At 72.4% G+C, this 25,101-nt stretch carries 20 protein-coding genes; 13 read left to right on the top strand and 7 right to left on the bottom strand.

What is annotated here, in order from left to right:
• Positions 1-156 precede the first annotated feature (156 nt).
• A complete protein-coding gene (locus ABZ939_RS07800; protein ID WP_361850444.1) occupies positions 157-1,266 on the top strand; it encodes a ferritin-like domain-containing protein in 1,110 nt (369 codons plus the stop codon).
• 97 nt (positions 1,267-1,363) lie between these two features.
• Positions 1,364-2,155, top strand: coding sequence for a hypothetical protein (locus ABZ939_RS07795; RefSeq protein ID WP_361850442.1), 792 nt, complete (start codon positions 1,364-1,366; stop codon positions 2,153-2,155).
• An 87-nt stretch (positions 2,156-2,242) separates the two neighbouring features.
• Here ABZ939_RS07795 and ABZ939_RS07790 read toward each other — a convergent pair whose 3' ends face one another.
• The 5 genes from ABZ939_RS07790 to ABZ939_RS07770 form a co-directional block, all read right to left on the bottom strand.
• A complete protein-coding gene (locus ABZ939_RS07790; RefSeq protein WP_361850440.1) occupies positions 2,243-3,721 on the bottom strand; it encodes a penicillin-binding transpeptidase domain-containing protein in 1,479 nt (492 codons plus the stop codon).
• Entirely contained in the window at positions 3,718-5,097 is a 1,380-nt protein-coding gene (locus ABZ939_RS07785; RefSeq protein ID WP_361850438.1) for an FtsW/RodA/SpoVE family cell cycle protein, read from the bottom strand. The genes ABZ939_RS07790 and ABZ939_RS07785 overlap by 4 nt, the downstream gene beginning before the upstream one ends.
• A gap of 56 nt (positions 5,098-5,153) precedes the next feature.
• Complete coding sequence (locus tag ABZ939_RS07780; RefSeq protein WP_361850436.1) at positions 5,154-6,446, bottom strand: HAMP domain-containing sensor histidine kinase; 1,293 nt, start codon at positions 6,444-6,446, stop codon at positions 5,154-5,156.
• Complete coding sequence (locus tag ABZ939_RS07775) at positions 6,443-7,219, bottom strand: hypothetical protein (protein WP_361850434.1); 777 nt, start codon at positions 7,217-7,219, stop codon at positions 6,443-6,445. Before ABZ939_RS07775 ends, ABZ939_RS07780 begins: the two co-directional genes overlap by 4 nt.
• 242 nt (positions 7,220-7,461) lie before the next feature.
• On the bottom strand, positions 7,462-9,522 hold the full coding sequence (locus ABZ939_RS07770) for a PBS lyase (protein WP_361850716.1): 2,061 nt from the start codon (positions 9,520-9,522) through the stop codon (positions 7,462-7,464).
• 263 nt (positions 9,523-9,785) lie between these two features.
• On the opposite strand from ABZ939_RS07770, the gene ABZ939_RS07765 reads away from it, so the two are divergent.
• Positions 9,786-10,757 carry an ATP-dependent DNA ligase gene (locus ABZ939_RS07765; protein ID WP_361850432.1) on the top strand — a complete coding sequence of 324 codons (972 nt, stop codon included), beginning with the start codon at positions 9,786-9,788 and terminating at the stop codon, positions 10,755-10,757.
• Between the two features lie 56 nt (positions 10,758-10,813).
• Here the strand turns inward: ABZ939_RS07765 and ligD are convergent, their stop codons facing one another.
• Positions 10,814-11,698: a non-homologous end-joining DNA ligase gene (gene ligD / locus ABZ939_RS07760; RefSeq protein WP_361850430.1), complete on the bottom strand. Its 885-nt coding sequence runs from the start codon at positions 11,696-11,698 to the stop codon at positions 10,814-10,816.
• Between the two features lie 49 nt (positions 11,699-11,747).
• Between ligD and ABZ939_RS07755 the strand changes: the two genes are divergently transcribed.
• The 3 genes from ABZ939_RS07755 (at position 11,748) to ABZ939_RS07745 (ending at position 15,376) form a co-directional block, all read left to right on the top strand.
• Complete coding sequence (locus ABZ939_RS07755; protein WP_361850428.1) at positions 11,748-12,815, top strand: Ku protein; 1,068 nt, start codon at positions 11,748-11,750, stop codon at positions 12,813-12,815.
• Between the two features lie 342 nt (positions 12,816-13,157).
• A complete protein-coding gene (locus ABZ939_RS07750; RefSeq protein WP_361850426.1) occupies positions 13,158-13,760 on the top strand; it encodes a DUF485 domain-containing protein in 603 nt (200 codons plus the stop codon).
• Positions 13,757-15,376, top strand: a complete 1,620-nt coding sequence (locus ABZ939_RS07745; protein WP_361850424.1) for a cation acetate symporter — start codon at positions 13,757-13,759, stop codon at positions 15,374-15,376. Before ABZ939_RS07750 ends, ABZ939_RS07745 begins: the two co-directional genes overlap by 4 nt.
• A 134-nt stretch (positions 15,377-15,510) precedes the next feature.
• Here the strand turns inward: ABZ939_RS07745 and ABZ939_RS07740 are convergent, their stop codons facing one another.
• The gene (locus ABZ939_RS07740) at positions 15,511-16,326 is read right to left on the bottom strand and encodes a hypothetical protein (RefSeq protein WP_361850422.1); all 816 of its coding nucleotides are present in this window, start codon (positions 16,324-16,326) and stop codon (positions 15,511-15,513) included.
• Positions 16,327-16,567: 241 nt separating this feature from the next.
• On the opposite strand from ABZ939_RS07740, the gene ABZ939_RS07735 reads away from it, so the two are divergent.
• From ABZ939_RS07735 to ABZ939_RS07705, 7 genes are all read left to right on the top strand, one after another.
• The gene (locus ABZ939_RS07735) at positions 16,568-18,109 is read left to right on the top strand and encodes a M4 family metallopeptidase (protein ID WP_361850714.1); all 1,542 of its coding nucleotides are present in this window, start codon (positions 16,568-16,570) and stop codon (positions 18,107-18,109) included.
• A 200-nt stretch (positions 18,110-18,309) separates the two neighbouring features.
• On the top strand, positions 18,310-19,662 hold the full coding sequence (locus tag ABZ939_RS07730; protein WP_361850420.1) for a salicylate synthase: 1,353 nt from the start codon (positions 18,310-18,312) through the stop codon (positions 19,660-19,662).
• On the top strand, positions 19,659-20,729 hold the full coding sequence (locus ABZ939_RS07725; protein ID WP_361850418.1) for a ketoacyl-ACP synthase III family protein: 1,071 nt from the start codon (positions 19,659-19,661) through the stop codon (positions 20,727-20,729). Before ABZ939_RS07730 ends, ABZ939_RS07725 begins: the two co-directional genes overlap by 4 nt.
• The gene (locus ABZ939_RS07720; RefSeq protein ID WP_361850416.1) at positions 20,729-22,444 is read left to right on the top strand and encodes an AMP-binding protein; all 1,716 of its coding nucleotides are present in this window, start codon (positions 20,729-20,731) and stop codon (positions 22,442-22,444) included. The genes ABZ939_RS07725 and ABZ939_RS07720 overlap by 1 nt, the downstream gene beginning before the upstream one ends.
• Before the next feature lie 6 nt (positions 22,445-22,450).
• Positions 22,451-22,741: a phosphopantetheine-binding protein gene (locus ABZ939_RS07715; RefSeq protein WP_361850414.1), complete on the top strand. Its 291-nt coding sequence runs from the start codon at positions 22,451-22,453 to the stop codon at positions 22,739-22,741.
• A complete protein-coding gene (locus ABZ939_RS07710; protein ID WP_361850412.1) occupies positions 22,741-24,285 on the top strand; it encodes an amidohydrolase family protein in 1,545 nt (514 codons plus the stop codon). The genes ABZ939_RS07715 and ABZ939_RS07710 overlap by 1 nt, the downstream gene beginning before the upstream one ends.
• Complete coding sequence (locus tag ABZ939_RS07705) at positions 24,282-25,052, top strand: 2,3-dihydro-2,3-dihydroxybenzoate dehydrogenase (RefSeq protein ID WP_361850410.1); 771 nt, start codon at positions 24,282-24,284, stop codon at positions 25,050-25,052. Before ABZ939_RS07710 ends, ABZ939_RS07705 begins: the two co-directional genes overlap by 4 nt.
• Positions 25,053-25,101 lie beyond the last annotated feature (49 nt).

Raw genomic sequence — 25,101 nt, 5'->3', positions numbered from 1 at the left:
CCTCGCTGTGCACGCGGTCGAGTTACCAATGGTCACCTCTTATGAGACTGCTCGTCAGTAAGACCGTCAATCCCTTGCGCGCTACTTGTTGACCCTCTGTCTACCAACGTGTGAGCCTGCCGGAAGGAGCACGTTCGGCGAGCGAAGGAGTCGTCAGTGTCGACGCACGACCTTTACGTGAAGGCCCCGAAGGAACCCGTCTGGAACGTCCCCGCGACCGGTCAGGCCCGCTTCAACTGGGAGTATGAGGACGGCCGCGAGCGTCTCCTCGCCCTCTACCAGAAGGGCAAGGACAAGCAGTGGGACGGCGCCACCCGTATCGACTGGGAGCTGGAGGTCGACCCGTACGACCCGCTCGGCACCCCGGACGACGTCCTGACGCTGTACGGCACCCGCCACTGGGCGAAGATGACCGAGCGGGACAAGGGCGAACTGCGCAGGCACTACTCCTCCTGGCAGTTCAGCCAGTTCCTCCACGGCGAGCAGGGCGCGATGGTCTGCGCCGCCCGGATCGTGGAGTCCGTCCCGGACCTGGACGCCAAGTTCTACTCGGCGACCCAGACGATGGACGAGGCACGGCACGCGGAGATCTACGGCCGCTTCCTGCACGAGAAGATCGGGATGCTCTACCCGATCAACGACAACCTCCAGGGCCTGCTCGGCGACACGCTCAGGGACTCGCGCTGGGACATGCCGTACCTCGGCATGCAGGTCCTCATCGAGGGCCTGGCGCTCGCCGCCTTCGGCATGATCCGCGACACCACGGACAAGCCGCTCCCGAAGCAGATCCTGGCGTACGTGATGCAGGACGAGGCCCGGCACGTGGCCTTCGGGCGGATGGCGCTGCGCGACTACTACAAGCAGCTGACGGACGCGGAACTGCGCGAACGCGAGGAGTTCGTTATCGAGGGCTGCTACCTGATGCGGGACCGGCTGCGCGGGGTCGAGGTCCTGGAGAACTTCGGCATCCCGAAGAAGGAGGCCGAGGAGCTCAGCGAGCAGAGCGAGTTCCTGCACCTCTTCCGCAAGCTGCTGTTCAGCCGGATCGTCCCGTGTGTGAAGGACATCGGTCTGTGGGGCGAGCGTCTGCAGAAGGCGTATCTGGACATGGGCGTCTTCGACCTGGGCGACTCCAACCTCGACCTGCTGATGACCCAGGACGAGGAGATCGCGGAGGCGCTGGACCGGGAGCGCTTCGCGACGGAGGAGAAGGAGCGGGTGGAGGAGGTCGAGCAGGCGATCGCGCAGGGCGCGGCGGAGGGGTAGGGCCTGTCTGTCGGATCGGGCGCGTCGCGAGCCCGGCGGAGCCGGAAACCAGGCCCGGAGGATGGGATGTTCACGCGGGTGACGTAGCGTGCCCGGCATGAGCATGCCGCCACCGCCGAACCAGCCGCCCCACCACCCCTACGGCGGGCCCGTGCCGCCCCCGCAGCAGCCCGGGGCTTACGGTCCGCCGCCCGCGCAGGGCTTCCCCCAGCAGTACCCGGGGCCCGGGGCCTGGGGGCAGCCGCCCATGGGGCCGCCGCCGAAGAAGAAGCTGTCGGCCGGGGCGATCGTCGCCATCGTGCTCGGATCCCTGGTCCTGGTCGGCGGTCTCGGTTACGCGGCCAAGCTCGGGATCTCCGGTGCCGGCGGCTCCTTCCCCGAGGCGACGCACAAGCTCGTCGTCCCCAAGACCCTGCTCGGCGAGTACACGCTGACCAAGGACGCCTCCGAGACCGAGGGCAAGGAGGTCGAGGACACCTTCGACCCGACGGTCAAGGACGCCAAGGCGGCCATCGCCCAGTACACCGGCAAGGACAGCGCCGTCCTCGTCGTCTCCGGCTTCCACGGCCGGCTCAAGGACCCCGAGGGCACCCGGGCCGCCATCCTGTCCGGCGCGGCGAAGGACAAGGGCACCACGCTCGTCGTCCCGCCCAAGGAGTACACCCCGGCCGGCCACGGGGTGACCGTCAGCTGCCAGGTCACCCAGTCCAAGGACACCTTCGGGACCTCGACCCTCCCGATGTGCGCCTGGGGCGACGACAACACCGCCTCCTTCGTCGCCGTCGTCACCGCCGAGTCGGCCACCGCCGACCCGAAAGACGTCGACCTGGCCGAGCTCGCGGAGACCACCGCCAAGGTCCGCGCGGAGATGCGCAAGCCGATCAGCTGACGCCCTGCGGGGGGCGCAAGCCGATCGGCTGACCCCGTCCGAGGGGCGCAAGCCGATCAGCTGACCCCCTCCGAGGGGCGCAGCCGATCAGCTGACCCCTTCCGAGCGGTCCGGGCGCAGCGCTTCCTCCATGACCGCCCGGGCGATCGGCGCCGCGCTGCCGCCGCCGCTGATGTCCGTACGGCTGGCCTCCGCGTCCTCGATGACGACCGCCACCGCCACCGCGGGCTGGGCCGCGTCCGCGGCCTGCGCCCAGGCGATGAACCAGGCGTACGGCATCCCGGTGTTGCCGAGGCCGTGCTGGGCCGTGCCCGTCTTGCCGCCGACGCGTGCCCCGGGGATGGCGGCGTTCGTGCCCGTGCCCTCCTCGACCGCCTTGACCATCAGCCGCTGGAGCTGGGTCGCGGTCGAGGGGCGCATCGCCTGGCGGTAGCTGCGGCGGCCGGTGGTGTCGACCGTCGTGCCGCCCGCCGTCGTCGTCCGCTCGACCAGGTACGGGTACGCGATCTCCCCGTTGTTGGCGACCGCCGCCGCCACCATCGCCATCTGCAGCGGGGTCGCCGTCGTGTTGAACTGGCCGATCGACGACAGCGCCAGCTGGTCGTCGCTCATGTCCGTGTCGAAGTTGGACCTCGCGACCCAGGAAGGGATCCTCGGACCGGGGTCGTCGAAGCCGAACCGCTTCGCGGCGTCCACCATGCCCGCCAGGCCCACCTCCACCCCGAGCCCGGCGACGACCGTGTTGCACGACCACTGGAGCGCGTACGCCAGCGAGGCGCCCCCGCACCCCTTCGCCGCGTTCGGAAGCACCTGCCGGGTGCCCGGCAGCACGAACGGGTCCGGGGTGTCCGTCGCCGCGTCGACGTCCGTCACGACGCCCGCGTCCAGCGCCGCCGCCGCCGTCACGATCTTGAAGGTCGAACCGGGCGGATAGGTCTGCCGGATCGCCCGGTTCAGCATCGGCTGGTTCGGCGAGGTGTTCAGCCGCGCCCATGCGTCCTTGACCTTCTGACCCGTTCCGGACAGCTCCGCCGGGTCGTACGAGGGGGAGGAGACCAGGGCCAGGATCCGTCCGCTCGACGGCTCGATCGCCGCGACCGCCCCGCGCTTCCCGCCGAGGCCCCGGTACGCGGCCTCCTGCATCGGGGCCCGGAGCGTCGTCACCACGTCCCCGCCCGGCTGCGGCCCCCTGCTGATGTCGTTCCAGAACGGCAGGGGCGCCAGCATCGGATCCGTACCGGCGAGGACGTCGTCCTCGGCGCTCTCCACGAACGCGGTGCCGTACGTCTGCGAGGCGTAGCCGGTCACCGGTGCGTACAACGGGCCCTGCTTGTAGGTGCGTTCGTAGCGCAGCTGCTGGCCGCTGTCCCGTGAGCCGGTCACCGGGCGCCCGTCGACGACGATCTCGCCGCGCGGCTGGCCCCAACGGGCGATCGCCGGACGCCGGTTGGCCGGGTTCTCGTCCAGCTCGTCCGCCTCGAGGAGCATGACCCGGGCGGCGTTCACCAGGAGCGCCGCCAGGAGGACGAGACAGAGCGCGGCCGCGCGCCGGATGTACGGGATCACCGGGCTTCCTCCACGATCGGGGCGATGACCCCGGCCTCGACGGTGTCCGGGAGGGGGGCGCGGGCCGAGTCGCTCACCCGGATCAGCAGGGCCACGATGATCCAGTTGGTGACGACGGATGAACCGCCCTGTGCCAGGAAGGGCATGGCCATGCCGGTCAGTGGGATCAGGCCCATCACCCCGCCGGCGATCACGAAGACCTGGAGCGCCAGGATGGAGGCGAGGCCGATCGCGAGCAGCCGCCCGAAGGGGTCGCGCAGGGCGAGGCCGGCCCGGTAGCCGCGCGCGACGAGCAGTGCGTACAGCAGGAACAGGGCGGTCAGGCCGACCAGGCCGAGTTCCTCGCCGGCTGTCGCGAGGATGAAGTCGGACTTGGCGGCGAATCCGATCAGGATGGAGTGCCCGAGTCCGAGCCCGGTGCCCAGCATCCCGCCCGCCGCGAAGGAGAAGAGCGACTGGGCGAGCTGGCCCGGTCCGTCGCCCGCCTCGATGGAGGCGTAGGGGTTCAGCCAGTCCTCGACCCGGCTGTGCACATGTGGTTCGAGGGAGCCGACGGCGAAGGCCCCGACGGCCGCCAGGAGCAGCCCGACCGCGATCCAGCCGGTCCGGCCCGTCGCCACGTACAGCATGATCACGAAGAGTCCGAAGAAGAGCAGCGAGGTGCCCAGGTCCCGCTCCAGGATCAGGACGCCCACGCTCAGCACCCAGATGGCGACGATCGGCCCGAGCACCCGGCCGGTGGGGAACTGCAGCTTCCAGAGCCTGCGGCCGGTGTACGCCAGCGCGTGGCGGTTGGCCGCGAGATACGCGGCGAAGAACACGGCCAGCAGGATCTTGGCGAACTCGCCGGGCTGGAAGGAGAGTCCGCCGATCCGGATCCAGATCCTGGCCCCGTTCACGGCCGGGTAGAAGATCGGTACGAGCATCAGGGCGAGCGCGGTGGCCACCGACAGATACGCGTACCGCTGCAGCAGCCGGTGGTCGCGCAGCAGCACGACGACCGTGGTGAAAAGGGCCACCCCGAGCGTCGACCAGACCAGCTGGGTGAAGGCGGCCGGGTCGTGGGGCGTCTCCAGGTCGAGCCGGTAGATCAGCACCAGGCCGAGACCGTTGAGGAGCACGGCGATCGGCAGCAGCAGGGGGTCGGCGTACGGGGCGCGGAAGCGGACGGCGAGATGGGCCAGGAGCGCGAGCGCGCCGAGCCCGGCGCCGTAGCGGGCGGCGTCCGGCGGCACGGCGCCGCTCCTGGCCAGGCCGACGTCGGCGTAACCGAGGACGGAGATGAGGACGGCGCAGACGAGGAGGGAGAGTTCCACGCCGCGGCGCTTCGGGGTGCCTGGCCCGGGCGGGGGAGCGTCCGCCGTCGTTGCGGTCATAATCCGCAACGTAGCAAGCAATAAGCCTTATATCCCTTATGTGTGACGGTGCGCCGTCAGGGCTGCGGCTCCGCCTCCACCTCGTCGAACGACACGTACTCCGGCAGCGTCAGCCGTGCCAGCGCCCCGCCCCCGTCGTCCTGCGCGCGGGCGAAGACCAGTTCCGCGCCGATCACTTCGGCCTGCCCCACCGCGATCGTGAGACCGAGTCCATGGCCCTTGCCGCCGCTCTCCGTACGGAACCGCTGCGGCCCGGACACCAGCAGGTACTCCGGATATCCGGGGCCGTGGTCCCGCACCGTGACGACGGGGCCCTCCACGGTCAGGACGACCGGCGGGGCGCCGTGCTTGTGCGCGTTGGCGACGAGATTGCCGAGGACCCGCTCCAGGCGCCGCTTGTCCGTCTCGACCGTGGCGTCCCGGACGATCCGCACCTCGGTCTCCGTCCCCGACGCGCGCACCACCCGCCGCGCGAGCGGCCCGAGGTCGTGCACCGCCAGATCCACCCTCTCGTTGCGGGCGTCGAGCCGTGAGATCTCCAGCAGGTCCTCGGTCAGCCCGCGCATCGCCTTCACCCGGTCCCGTACGAGCTCCGAGGGGCGGCCCTCCGGCAGCAGTTCGGCGGCGGCCGAAAGGCCGGTCAGCGGGGTGCGCAGCTCGTGCGCGACGTCGGCGGTGAAGCGCTGCTCGGTCTGGAGCTTCCGCTGGAGCGAGGAGGCCATCGTGTCGAGCGCCCCGGAGACCGTGGCCACCTCGTCCTGGGGGCGTGAAGGGTCCTTCGTACGGGGATCGTTGACGCGCGCGTCGAGGTCGCCCGCGCTGATCCGCCGGGCGACCTGCGCGGTCAGGTGCAGCCGCCGGGTGATCCGGGTGACCGCGAAGGCGCCCACGAGCAGGGTCGCCCCGATCGCCAGGACCGAGGAGCCGAGGATCGAGCGGTCGAGCCCGTCGATGGTCTCCGCGCTCGTCGAGTAGTCCACCTGAACGGCGAGGGCGCGGCCGTCCGCCGGGCCCGCCGCCCACATCGTCGGCCGGCCCTCGTGGTTCTCGACCACCGTGCCGCGCTCGCCCCGCAGGGCGAGCGCGCGCAGCGAGTCCGGCAGGCCCTCGGGGTCGATCCCGGAGAACCGGGGGAGCGGGTCGCCCGCCTCGTAGGCGCGGGTGGCCGCGGTGAGCCGGGCCAGCGCCTTCTCGCGCGAGTCGTTCACGGTCTGCCCGGTCACCGAGACATGGACGAGCGCGCCGAGCAGTGCCGCCAGGGCGCAGCACATGACCGCGATGAAGACCGCGGACTTCCAGGTGAGTGTCGCGGTCCAGGCGGGCAGACGCAGCCGCTCGCGCCGGGTCACCGGGGGTCTCCGGAGCCGACGTCGGCGGTACGGGACGGGGTGGGGGAGGGTGACGGCGAGGGCTGCACGAAACGGGGCGCGGGGGTCGGGGAGGGGGACGGGCCCGATGGCTTGACGCGGACGATCTCGTCCCGGGTCGGCAGCATCGCCCGCTGCTGCTCGTCCCAGGACCAGGCGGTGCGGTACTCGTATCCGGGGATCCCGGCGGAGGCGGACCGTACGATCACGTCCCGGCCGGCCAGTTCCACGCTGATCACCTGGTCGACGGTGGACATGATCCGGGTCAGACCGCCGTTCTCGGCGAGATAGACCCGTACGCCGAGCTGCTGGTCGGGCATCCGGATTCCGACGATCAGCTCGTCGCGGCCGTTGCCGGTCAGATCGCGGTAGTACGGCCGCATGACCGGGCAGGTCTTCGGCTGGTCCTGACAGCGGCCGATCAGTCGGGCCGTCTCCTCGTACATGCCGTCCGGGCCGGAGTACGTGTCGGGGTGCGCGTTCACCTCGGCCCGCACCACGGCCACGGCGTCGACGCGGTGGACGTCGTTGTCGGGGGCCGAGATGCCGGGGACTCGCTGGGTGTCGGTCTCCCCGTAGTCGAGGGGCGGCGCGCTCGCGGGCGGCAGATCGGGCCAGAGCCGGACGGGGCCGACGGCCGTGGGTGTGGGGCCCGCGCTCTCCAGTCCGCCCTGGCCACCGCAGCCGGAGAGCACGAACGGCGCCGCCGCGGCCAGGGCCACGGCGGCGACGAACGGCAGTCCGCGCGATCTCACTCTGCTCCTCGGGGGCCGGCGGGGCGTCACGCTCCCCGTGTGTCGGCCGGCCCGGTCGACGGACGGTACCTGGAGCCCCTGCTCCGCGTCGAGCCCGAGCCGCAGGGCAGGACCGGCGTCCGCGCCCGCCGCCGAGGCAACCGGTCGGTGACGGATTCGAGGTTAAATGTCCGCTATTGCGGTCCTGTAACAGTGGCCCATAGGACGCGCCACGGCGGCCCCAGCGCGCCGTGACGAAGCCGTCACAGCTCCATCCGGTCCAGCGCGGCGCGGCAGAAGGTGAGCAGCTTCTCGTCCTCGTGGACGTCATGGCTGCTGTAGCCGCTCTCGCGCACGTTGTGGCGGCGACTCCGGGACAGTTCCGTACGGATCAGCCCCTCCGCCGCCGCGGCCGCGGGGCCCATCTCCGCCAGGCACTCGGCGATGTCCACGCGCGCGTGCCGGTTCTCCTCCCAGGCCGCCATGAGCACGGGGAGCGCCGCCGCCGCGTCCCCGGACACCCGCCACAGGGCTGTCGCGCTCCGCACCCGCACCCACAGGTCACGCGCCGTGAGACCGGGGAGCAGGGCCGGCGCGCCGCCTGCCGCGGCCGGGCCGATCAGGCCCAGGGCCCGGGCGGCCGCGCACCGGTCGGCGTCCGGCAGGCCGGGCCGCAGCCGGGCCTCCAGGGCGGGCAGCACGGCCCCCCGGTCGCCCTCCACCGACCAGAGCGCCAGCGCCGCCTGCGCCGACACCCCGGCCGCGTCGCTGTCGAGCAGCGCCCGTACGTCCGGCAGCGCCTCCCGGGCGGCGGGACCGAAAGCGGCGAGGGCCCGCAGCGCCGCCTCCTGCACCCAGTCCCTACGGTTCGGCGGCGCCCCGCGCAGCACCCGCAGCACCTCGGGCAGGGCCTGGACGCCCCGGACCGAGGCCAGCGCGAACAGCAGCGGCGCCGCGTGGTCGTACAACCGGTCGTCCAGCTCCACCCGCGCCAGCCGGCGGCGCAGCGCCGGGGCGAGCGGGACGGCCGCCGGGCCCAGGATGGGAACCGCGTACAGCAGATCGCGCCGCACCTCCGGCTCCCTCAGGGCGCGCGCGAGCAGCGGCACCGCCCGCGGGTCCCCGGACCGGGCGAGGGCGAGCAGCGCTCTGGCGCGCCCGTCGGGCGCTCCGGGATCGCGGGCGGCGAGCCGCTCCGCGAGCGCGTCGGTCGCCGGACCGGTCAGTTCGAACAGACCCTCCAGGAACGAGGCGGCGGCGTCGCGCAACCGCGGCTCGGAGTCGGCGAGCTGCGCCCCGACGAGCCGCACCACCTCCTCGTACCGCCCGCGCCACACTCGTATCAGCCCCCCGCACAGCCAGATGGCGTCCGCCCGCTGGGACCGGTCGGGGCTGCGCAGCTGGGCGAGGACCAGCGCGATGCGGTCCTCCACGCGGTCGTCGAGCGCGGTGTGCAGCGTGCGCATCAGCTCGTCGGTCCACGGGGTCGGGCGAGCGGCGGAGTACTCCTCGAACAGCTCGCGGACCTGGCCGATGAGGGTGGGCGTGGACGGCCGCGCGCTCTCGGGGCCGGCCGGCTCGGCGGGCGCGCTCCGCACCGCGTCGAGCAGCTCCGTCACCTGCTCCACGACGTCGTCCGGGACCTCGCCCGGCGCGCACCGGGCCAGCTGGGCGAGGGCCGCGAGCCGCAGCCCGGGCGCCTGGGCCGCGCGGGTGAGCCAGCCGAGCCACTCCACGGTCTCGGCCCACAGCGACTCGTGCCGCCGCGCGATCCGCCCGACGGCCTCCACCAGGGCGAGCCGCACCTCGCTGTCGCACTCGACCGTCAGCCGCTCCCGCAGCAGGGTCAGGACCCGCGCCGGGTCGGGGTGCAGCGAGGCGAGCGCGCACGGGGCGGCGAGCCGCACCTCGGGATCCGGGTCGCCGACGAGCCCGAGGAAGACGTCGGCGCCGGCGGCGACGGCGGCCGCCGCCATCGCGTAGTTGGCGGCGGGGATGAACTCCTCGTCGTCCGGGTCCAGTTGGTCCAGCTCGTCGTCGTCGCCGAGGTCGATCCCGCCGATGCTGGTCAGCAACTCGACGATGCCGCCGCGGTCCTGGACCTCGGGGTCGGCGACGAGTTCGAGCAGGAAGGGGATGCAGGCGAGCGTGGAGTCGTACACGTCGCCCTGGTGGTGCACCGCGCCGTACATCCCGTCGAGGGCGATCTCGCGCTCCGCCGGATCGTCCGAGGCGAGTCCGCGCAGCAGCCCCGGCACATCGTCCGCGGGGCCGTAGGCATGGCCCAGCGAGGCCCAGTCGACCTCCTCGATCCCCGTCAGCATGCCGGCCGCCGCCTTCCCCGTGAGCGCTGTACCAGGCAGCAAGTGTGCACCACCGTCCCGACAACCAGGACCCGCTGAGCGGACGCGGCCCGCGAACCGCCCGCGGGGCGCACGCTTTGCGCCACGCACCCGGCAGGTGTGGGGAGTTGCCCCGGGGCGCGTTCGCCTCGACGCGCCACCCGAACCGGCGGTTCCGTGTGCCTCATGGCTGAATCGGCCGGGATCCGGGAGTGGCGGGGGCCGCCATGGGTGATTACTGACCCGTGGAGCTCCCTCGTATCGCCCCGATGCTCGCCACGTCCGGCACGCTGCCACCCCCCGGACGGGACGCCGAGTGGGCCTTCGAGACCAAGCAAGATGGCCAAAGGGCGATGCTCTATCTCGCCGGGGACGGCACGCTGGTGGTGCGCTCGAGGTCCGGCGAGGACGTCTCCGCCGCCTACCCGGAGCTCGGACCGCTGGCCCGTGTGCTGCCCGCCGGCCGGGCGGCGGTGCTCGACGCGGAGATCGTCGTGCTCGACGAGCGCGGGCACAGCGACTTCGCCCGGCTCCAGCCCCGCATGGGCCTGGCGGGCTCACCCGCGCGGGCGCGGCGGCTCGCCGCGCGCGACCCGGTGCACGCGGTCGTCTTCGACCTGGTGTTCCTGGACGGCCGCGTGCTCACCGGCCTGCCCTGGACCGAACGGCGGCAGGAGCTCGAGCGGCTGGCGCTGGACGGCCCGGCCTGGTCGACGCCGCGCGCCCTGGTGGGCCACGGCGAGGCCGCGCTCAGGGCGACCCGCGAGCACGGCCTGGAGGGGCTCGTCTGCAAGCGGATCACCTCCCGGTACGAGCCGGGGGTGCGGTCACGGCACTGGATCAAGATCCGCAACATGCGCACCGCGGACATCCTCGTCGGCGGCTGGCTGCCCGGCGCCGGACAGCTGTCCGGGCGGCCCGGATCGGTCCTCATGGGGCAGCGCCACGCCGGCGGACTGCGTTACGTCGGCAGCGTGGGCACCGGCTGGAGCGAATCCGAGCGGGCCGCCCTCACCCGGCTGCTGTACGCCGCCGAGATCGAGGACTGCCCCTTCTCCGAGGTGCCGCCGGTGGCCGGGGCGCACTGGGTCCTGCCGCGCCTGGTCGGCGAGGTCCGGTACGCCGTCCGCACCCGGAACGGGTTGCTGCGCCAGCCGTCGTGGCTGCGCCTGCGGCCGGACCTGACGCCCGAGGAGTCCGCCGCCGACTTCGAATGACGTGCTTGGTGGCCCGGGCCGTGGGGGCGACAGGCGGGGCAGGGCGGGCGCGGGGGTCAGGGCAGGGCTCCGGCCCGGTCGGGGTCGAAGAGCGGCTCGAGGAGGTCCCCGTACCGCTCCAGACGTGGCGCGATGTCGTCCATCAGCAGGACGAGCTGCCCGGGGTCCCCGCACGCCTCGACCTCCTCCCAGGTCACCGGCGCGGAGACGGCCGGCTGCGACCGGGCCCGGAGGGTGTAGGGGGTGGCGGTGGTCTTGGCGGCGGCGTTCTGGCTGAAGTCGACGAAGACCTTCCCCGGCCGCAGGGCCCGCGTCATCCGGTGCACGACCAGGGCGGGGTGGTCCGCCTCGGCCTGGACGGCGAGCTGCTTCGCGTACGCCGACACCTGCTCGGAGGGCGTCGGCTCCACCGGCACGAGCAGATGCAGGCCCTTGGCGCCGGACGTCTTCGCGAACGCCTCCAGGCCGTCCTCCGCGAGCCGCTCGCGCAACCAGAGCGCCACCCGGCAGCACTCCACGACGGTCGCGGGCGGGCCGGGGTCGAGGTCGAACACGATCCGGTCGGCGACGGCGGGGGAGTCGGCCCGCCACTGTGGGGTGTGGAACTCCACCACCAGGTTCGCCGCCCACATCAGCGAGGGCAGGTCCTGGATCATGACCTGCCGGGCGCGCGGTTCCTCGGAGCGCGGCACCGGGGTGGTCTTCACCCAGGCGGGCGTGCCGGGCGGAGGGTTCTTGGTGAAGAAGAGCTGCCCCTCGGGGCCGTCCGGGTAGCGCAGGAAGGACACCGGGCGGTCGCGAAGATGGGGGAGGAGCGCGGCCCCGACGGTGGCGTAGTAGTGCAGCAGCTCGCCCTTGGTGGTGCCGGTGGCGGGGTGGAGGACCTTGTCCAGGTTGCTGAGCGCCAGGCGCCGCCCCTCCACCTCTGTGATCGGCGTCATACGATGAGAATCCCACGATTCCGGAAATCTGGTGCGAAAGGGATGAAACGTGCGATCCATCTGGAACGGGGCCATTTCCTTCGGCCTGGTCAGCATCCCGATCAAGCTGGTGAACGCCACCGAGAGCCGGTCCGTGTCCTTCCGCCAGATCCACGCCGAGGACGGCGGCCGGATCCGCTACCGCAAGGTGTGCGAGCTGGACGGCGAGGAGGTCACTCAGGCGGAGATCGGCAAGGCGTACGAGGACGCCGACGGGACCATGATCCCGATCACCGACGCGGATCTGGCGGCCCTGCCGCTGCCGACGGCGAAGACGATCGAGATCGTGGCCTTCGTGCCGGCCGGGGAGATCGACCCGCTGCAGATGGACGCCGCCTACTACCTCTCGGCGAGCGGTGTGCCGGCCGCCAAGCCGTACACCCTGCTGCGGGAGGCGCTCAAGCGCAGCGACAAGGTCGCGGTCGCGAAGTACGCCCTGCGGGGGCGGGAGCGGCTCGGGATGCTCAGGGTCGTGGACGATGTGATCGCCATGCACGGGCTGCTCTGGCCGGACGAGATCCGCGCCCCCGAGGGGGTGGCCCCGGAGACCTCCGTGTCGATCCGGGAGGCCGAACTGGACCTGGCGGACGCCCTGATGGCCACGCTCGGCGAGGTGGACATCACCACGCTGCACGACGACTACCGGGAGGCGGTCGAGGAGATGATCGCCGCGAAGGCGGAGGGCGGCGAGGGGTTGGCGCCCCCGGAGCCCGAGGGGGAGCGCGGCGGCAAGGTCATCGACCTGATGGCGGCCCTGGAGAGCAGTGTCCGCGCGGCGAAGGAGGCGCGTGGGGAGGGCGGGGTGGCCGAGGTGACCGAGCTCCCGCCGCGCAAGCGGGCGGCGCGGACGCCGAAGGAGACGGGCGCGCGGAAGTCCACGGCGAAGACGGCCGCGAAGAAGACGGCGGCACCCGCCCGCAAGTCGACGTCGAAGGCCACGGCGGCGGGCGGCAAGGCGGGGGCCGGGAAGTCGGCGACGAAGTCCACCGCCAAGTCCACGGCCAAGTCCACCGCGAAGAAGGCGGCGGCGAAGAAGACGACGGCGAAGAAGGCGACCCCGCGCAAGCGCACGGCGTAGCGCGTCCGGTGTCGGCCGCCCGCCCGCGACGCCGACACCGACGCGGTGGGCGGGCGGCCGGGCCCTCGTACCGGCCGCCCGCCCCCTCGTTCGCGCCCGCCCGCCCCTCGTTCGCGCCCGCCCGCCCCCAGTGCGCGGGGTGGCCCGAGACTCACCCGTGACCTGCGGAAAGATCCACCGCGGGGGTTACCGCGGGTTTCGTCGCCGCGCACACAGGATCGTCACCGAACCGACATACCGAGCGGTCGGAAACCCTCTTACGCAGAGGCGATACCCATGAGTAACGTACGCGGACCACCAGCGCCACCCGCCCGTCCCCCGGGGCCGCAAGGAGCAAGATCGATGTCGTACCACCAGCCTTTCCCCGGCCCACCGCCCGTACCGCAGCACCGGAATGCCGGGCGGCACCGCCAAGAGGCGGCGTCGCAGTCCTGGGAGGGTGGATCGCCGTCCTGGGACACCGATCCACAGACGGCCTGGGACTCGTCCCCGCGAGCGTGGGACTCCTCGCCGCAGGGCTGGGGCTCCGCGCAGCAGCCCTGGGACGCGTCCCCGCAGCCGCAACCGCCGGCCGCCACCGACGATCGTGATGATCTGCACCGGCTGGGATCGGCCTACCGCAGGCTCCGCCGCGTCGCCACCTTCACCGCGCTCGGCTACTTCGTCATCTTCCTCTTCCTGTCCGGCTACGCCCCCTCGATGATGACCAGCAACATCACCGGTGGTCTCACCACCGGTCTGGTCCTGGGGCTTCTCCAGCTGCCCGTGGCGCTGGCTGCGATCGCGCTGTACGAGCGGATCGCACGCAAGCGCGTCGACCCGCTCGCCGCGGCGATCCGCGAACGCGCCGAGCAGGCGGCCGCGGCAGCCGCGCCCCGGACAGAACGCCAGAGCCGCTCCGGACGTCCCGTGTGGCAGCAGCCCACCGGAGGTGCGCGCGCATGACCAGCTTCAGCTCCGAGGCCCAGACCATGTCGCTGATGGCGTTCATCGCGGTCATCACCGTCACGCTGCTGCTGTGCGTGATGACCGGACCCGATCGTGACGACCTGGGCGATTTCTACACCGGCTACCGCTCGCTCTCCCCCGTGCAGAGCGGCCTCGCGATCGCCGGCGACTACATCTCCGCCGGCACCGTGCTCGGCACCATCGGCATCATCGCGCTCGTCGGCTACGACGGCGTCACGCTCGCCCTGAGCACCGTGCTCTCGCTGGTCCTGATGATGTTCCTGCTCGCCGAACCGCTGCGTAACGCCGGCCGGTTCACGATCGGCGACGTCTTCACCCGGCGTCTCCCCGGCCCCGCCGTACGGATCACCACGGCCGCGGTCACCCTGACCGCACTGCTGCCGCTGGTGATCTTCCAGCTCGCGGGCGCCGGCGATCTCCTCTCCGTCGTCCTCGGCTTCGACGCCGACGGCTTCAAGACCGGCGCGATCGTGTTCCTGGGCCTGCTGATGATCGCGTACGCGGCGATCGGCGGCATGAAGGGCACCGCCTTCATCCAGATCGTCAAGACCGTCGCCCTGCTCGGCGCGTCCCTCGCGATCGCCGCGCTCATCCTCAACCGCTTCGACTTCAGCCTGCCCTCGCTGCTGGACGCCGCCAAGCGCGGCAGCGGGGCGGGAGACGCCTATCTCGCCTCCGGTCTGCAGTTCGGCGGCAACGAACTCGACATGATCAGCACTCAGCTGACGGTCGTGCTCGGCGCCGCGGTGCTGCCGCAGATCACCATGCGCATGTTCACCGCGCGCAGCGCGGCAGCCGTGCGGCGCTCGATGTCCTGGGCCGTGTCGACCGTCGTCGTGACCTGTCTGCTGATCGCCGTCATCGGCTTCGGCGCGGCGGCGATCGTCGGCCACCAGGGGATCGTCGCCGGCGACCCGCAGGGCAAGACAGCGTTCCTCATGGTCAGCCAGGCCGTCATGGGCACGGACCAGACGACCGTCGAGACACTGCTGTTCACGGCCGTGGCGACAGCCATCTTCCTCACCCTGCTGGCCTCGGTCGCCGGGATCACCCTCGCCTGCGCCAACACCCTGGCGCACGACCTCATCACGCACGGGCTGCGCCGCAAGGCGCGACTGAAGGACTCCGCAGAGATGGCCATCGCCCGGACCGCCGCGGCGGGCGTCGGGCTCGTGGCGATCGCGATCGCCGCCGGTGCACGGCATCTGAACCTTCAGGCACTGCTCACCCTGTCGTTCTGCATCGGCGCGTCCGCGGTCGCACCGGCCCTCATCTACAGCCTCTTCTGGCGCCGCTACTCCCGTACGGGACTGCTCTGCACCCTCATCGTGGGCAGCGCCTCCGCGTTCCTCCTCATGACCGGCAGTAACCTGGTGTCCGGATCGCCCCAGGCGATCTTCCCGGACCAGGACTTCAACTGGTTCCCGTTCACCACGTCGGGCATCCTCTCGGCCCCGCTGGGCTTCCTCGCGGGCTGGCTCGGCACGGTGCTCCGTGAACGTGACCCGGCCGACCAGCGCATGCGGTACGAAGCGGTGGAGGAGACGATCCTGGCCGGCACACCCGCGGCGAACAGCGCCTCCGCGTCCTGACGCGCACGCCCCGAGGAAAGGGCGCCCGGCTCGATGTTCCAGGCCGGGCGCCCTTTCGGCTGTTCCGAGGTGCCCAGGGACTCTCGTTCCACCAGACCCCGCTCACTGATCCGGCCTGATCCGAACGAAAGGCCCTAGCCCCGCAGCAGCTCCCGCAGGGACGCCTTCATGGCGGCGACGAACGCCTCCCGCTCCGTCTCTCCCAGCAGGTCGAGCGAGAGATACGGGTTGAGGTCCTCCAGCTCCACGAGCAGCAGCTCCCCGTCCGGGGCCCGGCAGGCGTCGACGCGCTGGATTCCGTACTCCAGGTCGTTCCAGTCGACGAACCGCTGCGCGAACTCCAGGTCCGCGGCAGTCGGTTCGTACGGTTCGAGCCTCCAGCGGGCAGCCGGGTCCGGCGCGTACAGCGCGTACTGGAAGTCGCGGCCCACGAAGTAGAACGACACCTCGTACGCGAACGGGATCCGCGGCTGGACGAGCATCCCGGCCGGATCCACCTCCCCGAGCCGCGCCCGCTCCACGAACCTGAGGCCGACCGAGTCCGCGCCGAGCAGCGGCTTCACGACGTACTCCGCGGCCTCCGGCAGCAGCGCGAACTCCTCGCGCCGCCCGGCCGTGGGAATGACCGGAAAACCCTCCCTCGACAGCTGGAGGAGATAGTCCTTGCCGGCCATGTCCCCCTTCCCGGAGAGGGAGTTGAACATCCGCACCCCGGCCTCGCGCGCGGCGCGGGTGAAGGCGTCGTACGCCTCCTGGTAGTGGATGACGGGGCCGCTGTTGCGCACGACGACGGCGTCGAAGCGATCCATCAGCGCGGCCGCGTCGAGCGGATGGCACAGCGCGATGCCGAACTCCTCGCGCAGGCGGCCGGAGAGCCAGATGTCCTCGTCGCAGTAGCGCCGCCCGCGTGCCTGATAGCCGAGGTCGGTGACGTAAAGAAGCGTTCCCATGGGGGGCATCTAAGCAGGCCGAATGGGTCGCATAACGGACACAGTTGGCCGCCCTCCGGACAACTGATGGTCAAATCCTTGTTGCAGACCTGTCAAAAAGGCTCTTTCGCTGGCACGCTCGCTGCCGCGTCACCCCCACAGCATCAGCGAAGGAGCCCGCGTGACCCGCCTGCAGTCCTCGCACCACCGCGCCGCCGCACGTACGACCGCGCGTGCCGCCGCCCTGCTCGCCTCGGCCGCCATGGTCGTCGTCGGTGTCCAGAGCGGCCCGGCCGGCGCCGCCGTCGACCGGGAGAACGGCGCCACCGCGCTCGTGCTCTCCGCCGGCGAGCGCGCCGCCGCGATCAAGGGCGCCCAGGCCGAGGCGGCCACCACCGCCAAGGCGATCGGCCTGTCCGGCCAGGAGGGCCTCGTCGTCCGGGACGTCGTCAAGGACGCCGACGGCACCGTCCACACCCGCTTCGAGCGCACCTACGAGGGTCTCCCCGTCCTCGGTGGCGACCTCGTCGTGCACCAGAAGAAGAACGGCGCCCGCTCCACCACCAAGGCGACCGGCGCGCGCATATCCGTGCCCAGCACGGCCGCCGCCGTCTCCGCCGCCACCGCGAAGCGGTCGGCGGTCGCCGCCTCCGAGGAGAAGTCCCCGGCCGCGACCTCCGCCCGCAAGGTGATCTGGGCCGCCACCGGAAAGCCCACCCTCGCCTGGGAGACCGTCGTCACCGGCGTCCAGGCCGACGGCACCCCGAGCGAGCGGCACGTCATCACCGACGCGGCCAACGGCAAGGAGCTGTACGCCTACGAGGCCATCGAGACCGGCGCGGGCCACAGCCAGTACGCCGGTGACGTCACCCTCGGCACCGCCCCCTCCTACACCCTGACCGACACCGCCCGCGGCGGCCACAAGACGTACGACCTGAACGGCGCCACCAACGGCACCGGCACCCTCTTCACCGACGCCGACGACGTCTGGGGCGACGGCACGCCGGCCAACCGGCAGACCGCCGCCGTGGACGCCCACTACGGCGCGGCCGTCACCTGGGACTTCTACAAGAACGAGCTCGGCCGCAACGGCATCCGGGGCGACGGCGTCGCCGCGTACTCCCGCGTCCACTACGGCAACGCGTACGTCAACGCCTTCTGGTCCGACCAGTGCTTCTGCATGACGTACGGCGACGGCGCGGGCAACGCCAAGCCGCTCACCTCCCTCGACGTGGCCGGCCACGAGATGACCCACGGCCTGACCGCCGCCACCGCCGGTCTGCGCTACAGCCGTGAGTCGGGCGGACTCAACGAGGCGACCTCGGACATCCTCGGCACCTCGGTCGAGTTCTTCGCGAACAACACCTCGGACGCCGGCGACTACCTCATCGGCGAGAAGATCGACATCCGCGGCAACGGCACCCCGCTGCGCTACATGGACAAGCCGAGTCGCGACGGCAGCTCCGCCGACTACTGGTCGAGGAACGTCGGCCGCCTTGACGTGCACCACTCCTCCGGCCCGGCGAACCACTTCTTCTACCTCCTCTCCGAGGGCAGCGGCGCCAAGACCCTCAACGGCGTCAGCTACGACTCCCCGACCTACGACGGGTCCACCGTCACCGGCATCGGCCGGGTCAAGGCGTACAAGATCTGGTACAAGGCCCTGTCCACGTACATGACCTCGTCCACGGACTACGCCGGCGCCCGCACGGCCACGCTCCAGGCGGCCGCCGACCTCTACGGCGCGGGCAGCCCGGAGCAGACGGCGGTCGCCACCGCCTGGACCGCGATCAACGTGAAGTAGTCCCGGCACCACCCCAGTACCACCCCAGAAGGGCCGCGCGGCAGCCGCCGTGCGGCCCTTCGTCGCGTCCGGGGCCGGTCAGGGGCGGTCGGGCGGTGGTTCGCACTCCGATCAGGAGGCCTAATCAAGGAGCCCTGGGGCGGCGGGTGTTACCTCCGTATCGTTTTTGGAGGTAACAGCTACGGAGGAGGAAACTTCAGATGAGCCCCATCGCCTCGCGCCACTACTTCGAGACCCAGCTCCAGCTCACCGAGGACCCGCTGCTGGTCGCGGCCCGCCTCGCCGACTCGGGGCTGCACGAGTCGTACGTCGTCTACGAGAACGGCGGCAACTGGGCCTACGCGGGCGGCGTCCGCGCCGAGCTGACGCTGGACCGCACCGGCGCCCGGCTGACCCAGGAGGACGTCCCGGACGCCTTCCGCCCCTGGAGCGACCAGCCCCTGCGCCTGGTGTCCGAGCTGCTCGACACCGTCACCGTGCCGTACTGGCGGGCCTACGGCTGGGCCGCCTTCGAGCTGTCCTACGCCAAGGACGGCGCCCTGGACGACGTCGGCGACGGCCGGCTGATGCACCTCGTCGTGCCGCGCGCCGAGGTCCGCTTCGAGGCTGGGCACGCCCTGCTGCGCGCCGCCGACCAGGCCACCCTCGACGCGCTCCTCACCACCGTCGCCAACCCCGGTCCGGCCGTGGACGGACAGCCCCGCCCGCTGGACGTGTACGCCACCGGCGGTGCCCAGTACCGCGAGGCGGTGCGGCTCGCCGTCGACGAGATCAACTCCGGGCAGCTGCACAAGGTGATCCTGTCCCGCGTCGTCGAGGTCGACGACGACGTCGACCTGACCGGCACGTATGTCGCCGGCCGCCGGGGCAACAACCCGGCCCGCTCGTTCATGCTCAACCTCGGCGGCACCGAGGCCATCGGCTTCAGCCCGGAGATCGTCGTCCAGGTCTCCGAGGACGGCCATGTCGTCAGCCAGCCGCTCGCCGGCACCCGCGCCCTCACCGGCGACCTGCTCACCGACGAGGGCCTGCGCGCCGACCTGTTCGGCTCCCCCAAGGAGGTCTACGAGCACGCCATCTCGGTCAAGGTCGGCGCCGACGAGCTGGTCGACGTGTGCGTCGAGGGCTCGGTCGAGGTGCCGGAGTTCATGACCATCCGCGAGCGCGGCAGCGTCCAGCACCTCGCCTCCCGGGTCGCCGGCAAGCTCGCCCCCGGCCGCGAGGCCTGGGACGCCTTCGGCGCGGTCTTCCCCGCCGTCACCGCCTCCGGGGTGCCGAAGTCCGCCGCGTACGACTCCATACGCCGGCACGAGCCGGAGTCCCGCGGCCTCTACAGCGGCGCGGTCCTCACCGTCGACCACACCGGTGCGATGGACGCGGCCCTGGTGCTGCGCAGCGCCTACCGCAAGGACGGGCGCACCTGGCTGCGGGCCGGCGCCGGCATCGTCGGACACTCCACGCCCGACCGCGAGTTCGAGGAGACCTGCGAGAAGCTCGACAGCGTCGCCCGGTTCCTCGTCCCGGCCGGTGCGGGCGCGGACGGTCCGCGATGAGGGTGGCCGCCGAGCTCCATCTCGCCGGAGTGGGCAGCTGGCTGCCCGACGAGGTGACGACCGCCGACGCGGTGGCCAACGGCTGGTACGACGAGGCCCACCGCGAGGCGTCGGGGATGCTCGCCGTCCGGGTGGCCGGGGAGCTCCCGGCCCCCGAGATGGCCGTACGGGCCGCGCGGACCGCCCTGCGCCGGGCCGGCCGCACCGGGCTCACCCCCGAGGACTACGGCGCGCTGTTGCACTGCGCCACCTACCACCAGGGACCGGACGGCTGGTCCGCCCCGCACTACGTCCTGCACCGCACCCTGGACCGGCCGATCGGCGCGGCCCAGGTCGGCCCCGGCTGCCTCGGCATGCTGACGGCCCTGGAGATGGCAGCCCACCGGCTGACCGCCGACGACGGCACGGACGCCGTCCTGCTCACCGCGGCCGACAACTTCTCCGCACCCGTGGTGGACCGCTGGAACTCCTCCCGGCTGTTCCTGCTCGCGGACGGCGGCGCGGCCGCCGTGCTCTCCCGGCGGGGCGGTTTCGCCCGGCTGCTCTCGGTCGGCTCGGTCTCCGCGCCGTCGATGGAGGAACTGCACCGCGGCGGCGAGGAGCTCTTCCCGCCCGGCATCACCGTGGGCCGCTCGCTCAACTTCGAGGAGCGCAGCGACCACTGGCGCCGGCGCTGGGCCGAGGGCGCGGCGCCGCCGAAGGTCCATCTCGGCGACGTGGTCGCCGAGGCCGTCGACCGCGCCCTGGTGGAGGCGGACACCGACCTGGAGAAGGTGGCGCGGATCTGCCACACCAACTACGCCGACGGCGCCCTGCACACCATCTACCTCGATCCGCTGGAGGTCGAAGCCGCCGACGGCACCTGGGAGTTCACCCGCCACATCGGGCACGTCGGCGCCGCCGACCCGTTCATCGGGCTCGAACGCCTGTGGACGCGGGGCGAGGTCGCCCCCGGGGACCGCGTGCTGCTGCTCGCGGCGGGCCCCGGCATGGAGGTCGCCTGCGCGGTCGTGGAGATCACCGCGCCCTATCTGCCCGGCACCGTACGACAGGAGGAAGACCAGTGATGCTCGAGGGATGCACCCCCTGGCCGGCTGAAACGGCCGAGCGCTACCGCCGGGAGGGGCTGTGGAACGGCACCGACCTCGGGTCGCTGCCGCGCGCCTGGGCCGACCGGTACGGCAGCGCCACCGCGCTCGTCGCCGGCGAGAGCCGGATCAGTTACACCGAACTCGCCGACCGTGTGGACCGCCGGGCCGCCGGATTCGTACGGCAGGGGGTGCGGCCGGGGGACCGGATCGTGCTCCAGCTGCCCAACGTGCCCGAGTTCGTGGAGGTGGCGTTCGCGCTCTTCCGGGCCGGCGCGAAGCCGGTGTTCTCGCTCACTTCGCACCGGTCGAACGAGATCCGGCACCTGTGTGAGCTGTCGGGGGCCACCGGGTACGTCGTCCCCGGCGTCTTCCGCGGCTTCGACCACACCGCCCTGGCCCTGGAGATGGCGGCAGAACTGCCCGCCCTGCGCCGGATCTACGCCCAGGGGGAGAGCGGCTCACCCGCGGTGGTCCCGCTGGAGTCGGTGGACGCCGACCCGGTCGCGCTGCCCGCCAACGACCCTTCCGACGTGGCCTTCTTCCTGCTCTCCGGGGGGACGACCGCACTGCCCAAGCTGATCCCGCGCACCCACGACGACTACGCCTACCAGACCCGTACGGTCGCCGCCCTCGCCGGGCTGACCACCGACGACGTCTATCTGGCCGCGCTGCCGGTGGAGTTCAACTTCACCTGGGGCTGCCCCGGAGTGGTCGGCACGCTCTCGGCCGGCGGCACCGTCGTCCTGGCCCCGGACCCCACCGCGGACGACTGCTTCGCGCTGATCGAGCGGGAACGCGTCACCCTCACCTCGGTGGTCCCCACCGTGGCCAGGCTCTGGCTGGACGAGCGCGAGTGGTCCGACGCGGACCTCTCCAGCCTCAAGGTCCTGCAGATCGGCGGCGCCCGGCTCGAACCGGAGCTCGCCGCGCGCGTCACCCCCGAACTCGGCTGCCGGCTCCAGCAGGTGTTCGGCATGGCGGAGGGGCTTCTGACGATGTCCCGCGCCGACGACGACCCGCACTCCGTCCTGCACACCCAGGGGCGGCCCGTGTCCCCGTTCGACGAGGTGAAGATCGTCGACGAGCGGGGCGATGAGGTGCCCGCCGGGGTCACCGGGGAGCTGCTCACCCGGGGGCCGTACACCCTGCGCGGCTACTACCGGGCCCCCGAGCACAACGCCAGGGCGTTCACCGACGACGGCTTCTACCGCACCGGCGACCTCGCCAGCCTCACCGAGGACGGTCGCCTGATCGTCCAGGGGCGGCTCAAGGACGTCGTCATCCGCGGCGGCGACAAGATCGCGGCGGGCGAGGTGGAGGCCCATCTGCTCAGCTGCCCGGGCGTCGCGGCGGCGGCCGTGGTGCCGGTCCCGGACGAGTTCCTCGGCGAGCGGATCTACGCCTTCCTGGTCGGCCGCGACGACGAGCCGCCGACACTGGCCGACCTCAAGGCCGCGCTGCACGCGCGCGGGCTCGCCGACTACAAGCTGCCGGACCGCGCCGAGTTCGTACCGGATCTGCCGCTGACACCCCTCGGAAAGATCGACAAGAAGGTGCTCGCGGCAGCCGCCGCGGACCCCTCCCTGCCGCGCCGCTGGACCCCGGCGCCCCAGCCCGAGGTCACGCCCGAGGACGCCCCGGCGCCCGAGGCCCTGCCCGTTCCGTCTCTCTCGACCTCACAGAAAAGGTGAACCGCCATGGCCGGCATACGTGCCGCACGTACCGCACCGCGCACCTCACCGCTCTCCGCCGACGAACTCCGCCAGGAGGTGGCCGCCGTCCTCGGTGCACAGCCCGACGCCGTCCCTGGTGACGCCCACCTCTTCCACCTCGGGCTCGGCTCCCTGGAGATGATGCGCCTCGTCACCCGCTGGCGCAGGCAGGGCCTGCCCGCCGAGTTCGCCGAACTGGCCGCCGCCCCCACCCTCGACGACTGGCACCGCCACCTCACCGCCGCCTGGAACGCCCGGACCACGGAGGTGGCGTGATGAGCGCCCTGCTGGTCAAGGGCGGCTGCCTCTACCCGGCGGACGCCGGCGACCGCGTCGTCCCCGACGGCGCCGTCCTCGCCGAGGACGGTGTGGTGATCGCGGTCGGCACGGTGGCCGAGGTCGAGGCCTTCATCCGGCCCGAACAGCGCGCCGCGCTGCGGACGATCGACGCCCGGGGCCGGATGATCCTGCCCGGCTTCGTCAACCCGCACTGGCACGAGATGTTCGCGATGCGCTTCCCCTTCAAGGGCGCGCTGCGCGATGCCTCCGACCGCGACGACAAGCCGGTGTTCATGGCGCTGGGCGGCGACGTCCCGCAGATCTCCGTCATCTTCGACTCCTTCCACGGCCAGGTGGACCGGCTGACGCCCGACGAGGCGCTCGCCATCGCCCGGTACTCGATGTGGACCCAGCTGCGCTCCGGCGTGACCGCCCTGGGCGACGTGGGCTCCCTCAACAAGCCGGAGGCGCTCGCCCGCGCCGCCCGTGACCTCGGGATGCGCCTCACGGTGAGCACCTGGGCGTCGGACGCGGTGTGCGCCCCCGGGGACAGCCGCTTCCGCCGCACCCGCGACGCCGACGGCGAGCTCCAGCGCATCGAGAAGCTCCTGATCGACTGCGAGGCCGATCCCGAGGGACTCGTCCGAGCCTGGCCGACCGCCGTCTACGGCACCAACATGACCGACGAACTCGGCGCCGGATTCGCCGAGTTGGTCGCCCGCTTCGATGTGCCGTTCGCCGCGCACGTCGGCGCGCTGCGCAACGAGGCCGAGGTGATGCTCGCCTACCACGGGTCCACCCCGGTGCGCCGGTTCGCCGACCTCGGTCTGCTCTCCGACCGGTTCATGGCGGTGCACTGCGCCTTCGCCGACGCGGGTGAGCGGGCGCTGCTGATCGGCGCGGGCGCGCACATCAGCCACTCGCCGGCCAAGTACGGGCCGGCGGGGGAGGCCTCGCTCACCGAGACCCGGCTGTTCCCGGAGTTCCGGCGGGCCGGACTCGACGTCTCGCTCTCCACCGACGGCGCCGCCATGCCGATCGGCGGCATGGCCGAGTCGATGCGGGTGGCCTGGCAGATCTACAACGAGATGTACGCCGACCCGACCGAGGTGCTGCCCACCGACGCGCTGGCGATGGCGACCCGGCTGCCCGCCCGCGGGCTCGACCAGGGCGAACGGATCGGCAGCCTCGAACCGGGCAAGCAGGCCGATCTGCTCCTGGTGAAGGCCGACGACTGGCGCTATCTGCTCAACCCCCGCCCGCTGGAGGGCTTCCTCGCCCTGGGCGGCTCCATGGACGTGGACACCGTGGTCGTCGCCGGCCGGGTCCTGATCGAGGACGGCCGGTCGACCGGCCTGGACGAGGAGGTCCTGGAGGCCGACTACCTGGAGGCGCTGAGCTCCTTCACCGTCCGCTGCCTCGGAGTGGACGCCGACGCGGTCGCCGCCCGGCTGCGGCAGCGCACCGAGACGCTCGCGGTCCGCAGGCTCGCCAAGGCCGGCCTGGCGGCCCTCCCCACCGACCGGAAGGAACGGCGATGAACACCAAGACGGCCCTGGTCACCGGGGCGGCGGGCGGGATCGGGGCGGCGGTCGCCCGGGCCCTGGCCGCGGAGGGCGTGCGCGTCGCGCTGCTCGACGCCGATCCGCTCGCCCTGGAGCCGCTCACGAAGGAGCTGCGGACGGCGGGCGCGTCGGTCCTGCCGCTGGGCGTGGACGTGCGCTCCAGCGTCGAGGTGGACGCCGCCGTCGACCGTACGGAGCGTGAACTGGGGCCCCTCGACCATCTGGTGAACGCGGCCGGCGTGCTGCGTACCGGCGAGGTCGCGGACTACAGCGACGAGGACTGGGACACCACGTTCGCCGTCAACGCCACCGGTGTCTTCCACGTCAGCCGGGCGGTCGCCAACCGGATGGTGCCGCGCCGGTCCGGGGCGATCGTCACGGTCGCCTCGAACGCGGCGGGCATCCCGCGCTGGAACATGGCGGCCTACGCGGCGTCGAAGGCGGCGGCCACCAGCTTCACCAAGACGCTGGGGCTCGAGCTGGCCCGGTACGGCATCCGCTGCAACGTGGTCGCGCCCGGCTCCACCGAGACGCCGATGCTCACCGCGATGTACGCCGACGGCGACGCGGCCCGCCCGTCCGTCGAGGGCTCGCCCGGCACGTACCGCCTGGGCATTCCGCTCGGCAAGCTCGCCCAGCCCGAGGACATCGCGCACGCGGTGCTCTTCCTGCTCTCGGACCGGGCCTCGCACATCACCCTGCACGGCCTGACGGTGGACGGCGGCGCCGCGCTCGGCGTCTGATCCGCGCGCCCCGGCCGCGCCCTTGTTCCCCTCCTCCTCTTCTTATCCC

The sequence above is a fragment of the Streptomyces sp. NPDC046712 genome (assembly GCF_040645695.1).
Classification (GTDB): Bacteria; Actinomycetota; Actinomycetes; order Streptomycetales; family Streptomycetaceae; genus Streptomyces.
The sequence above is the reverse complement of the archived record's forward strand: the minus strand, read 5'-3'. Positions and strand labels throughout refer to the sequence as shown.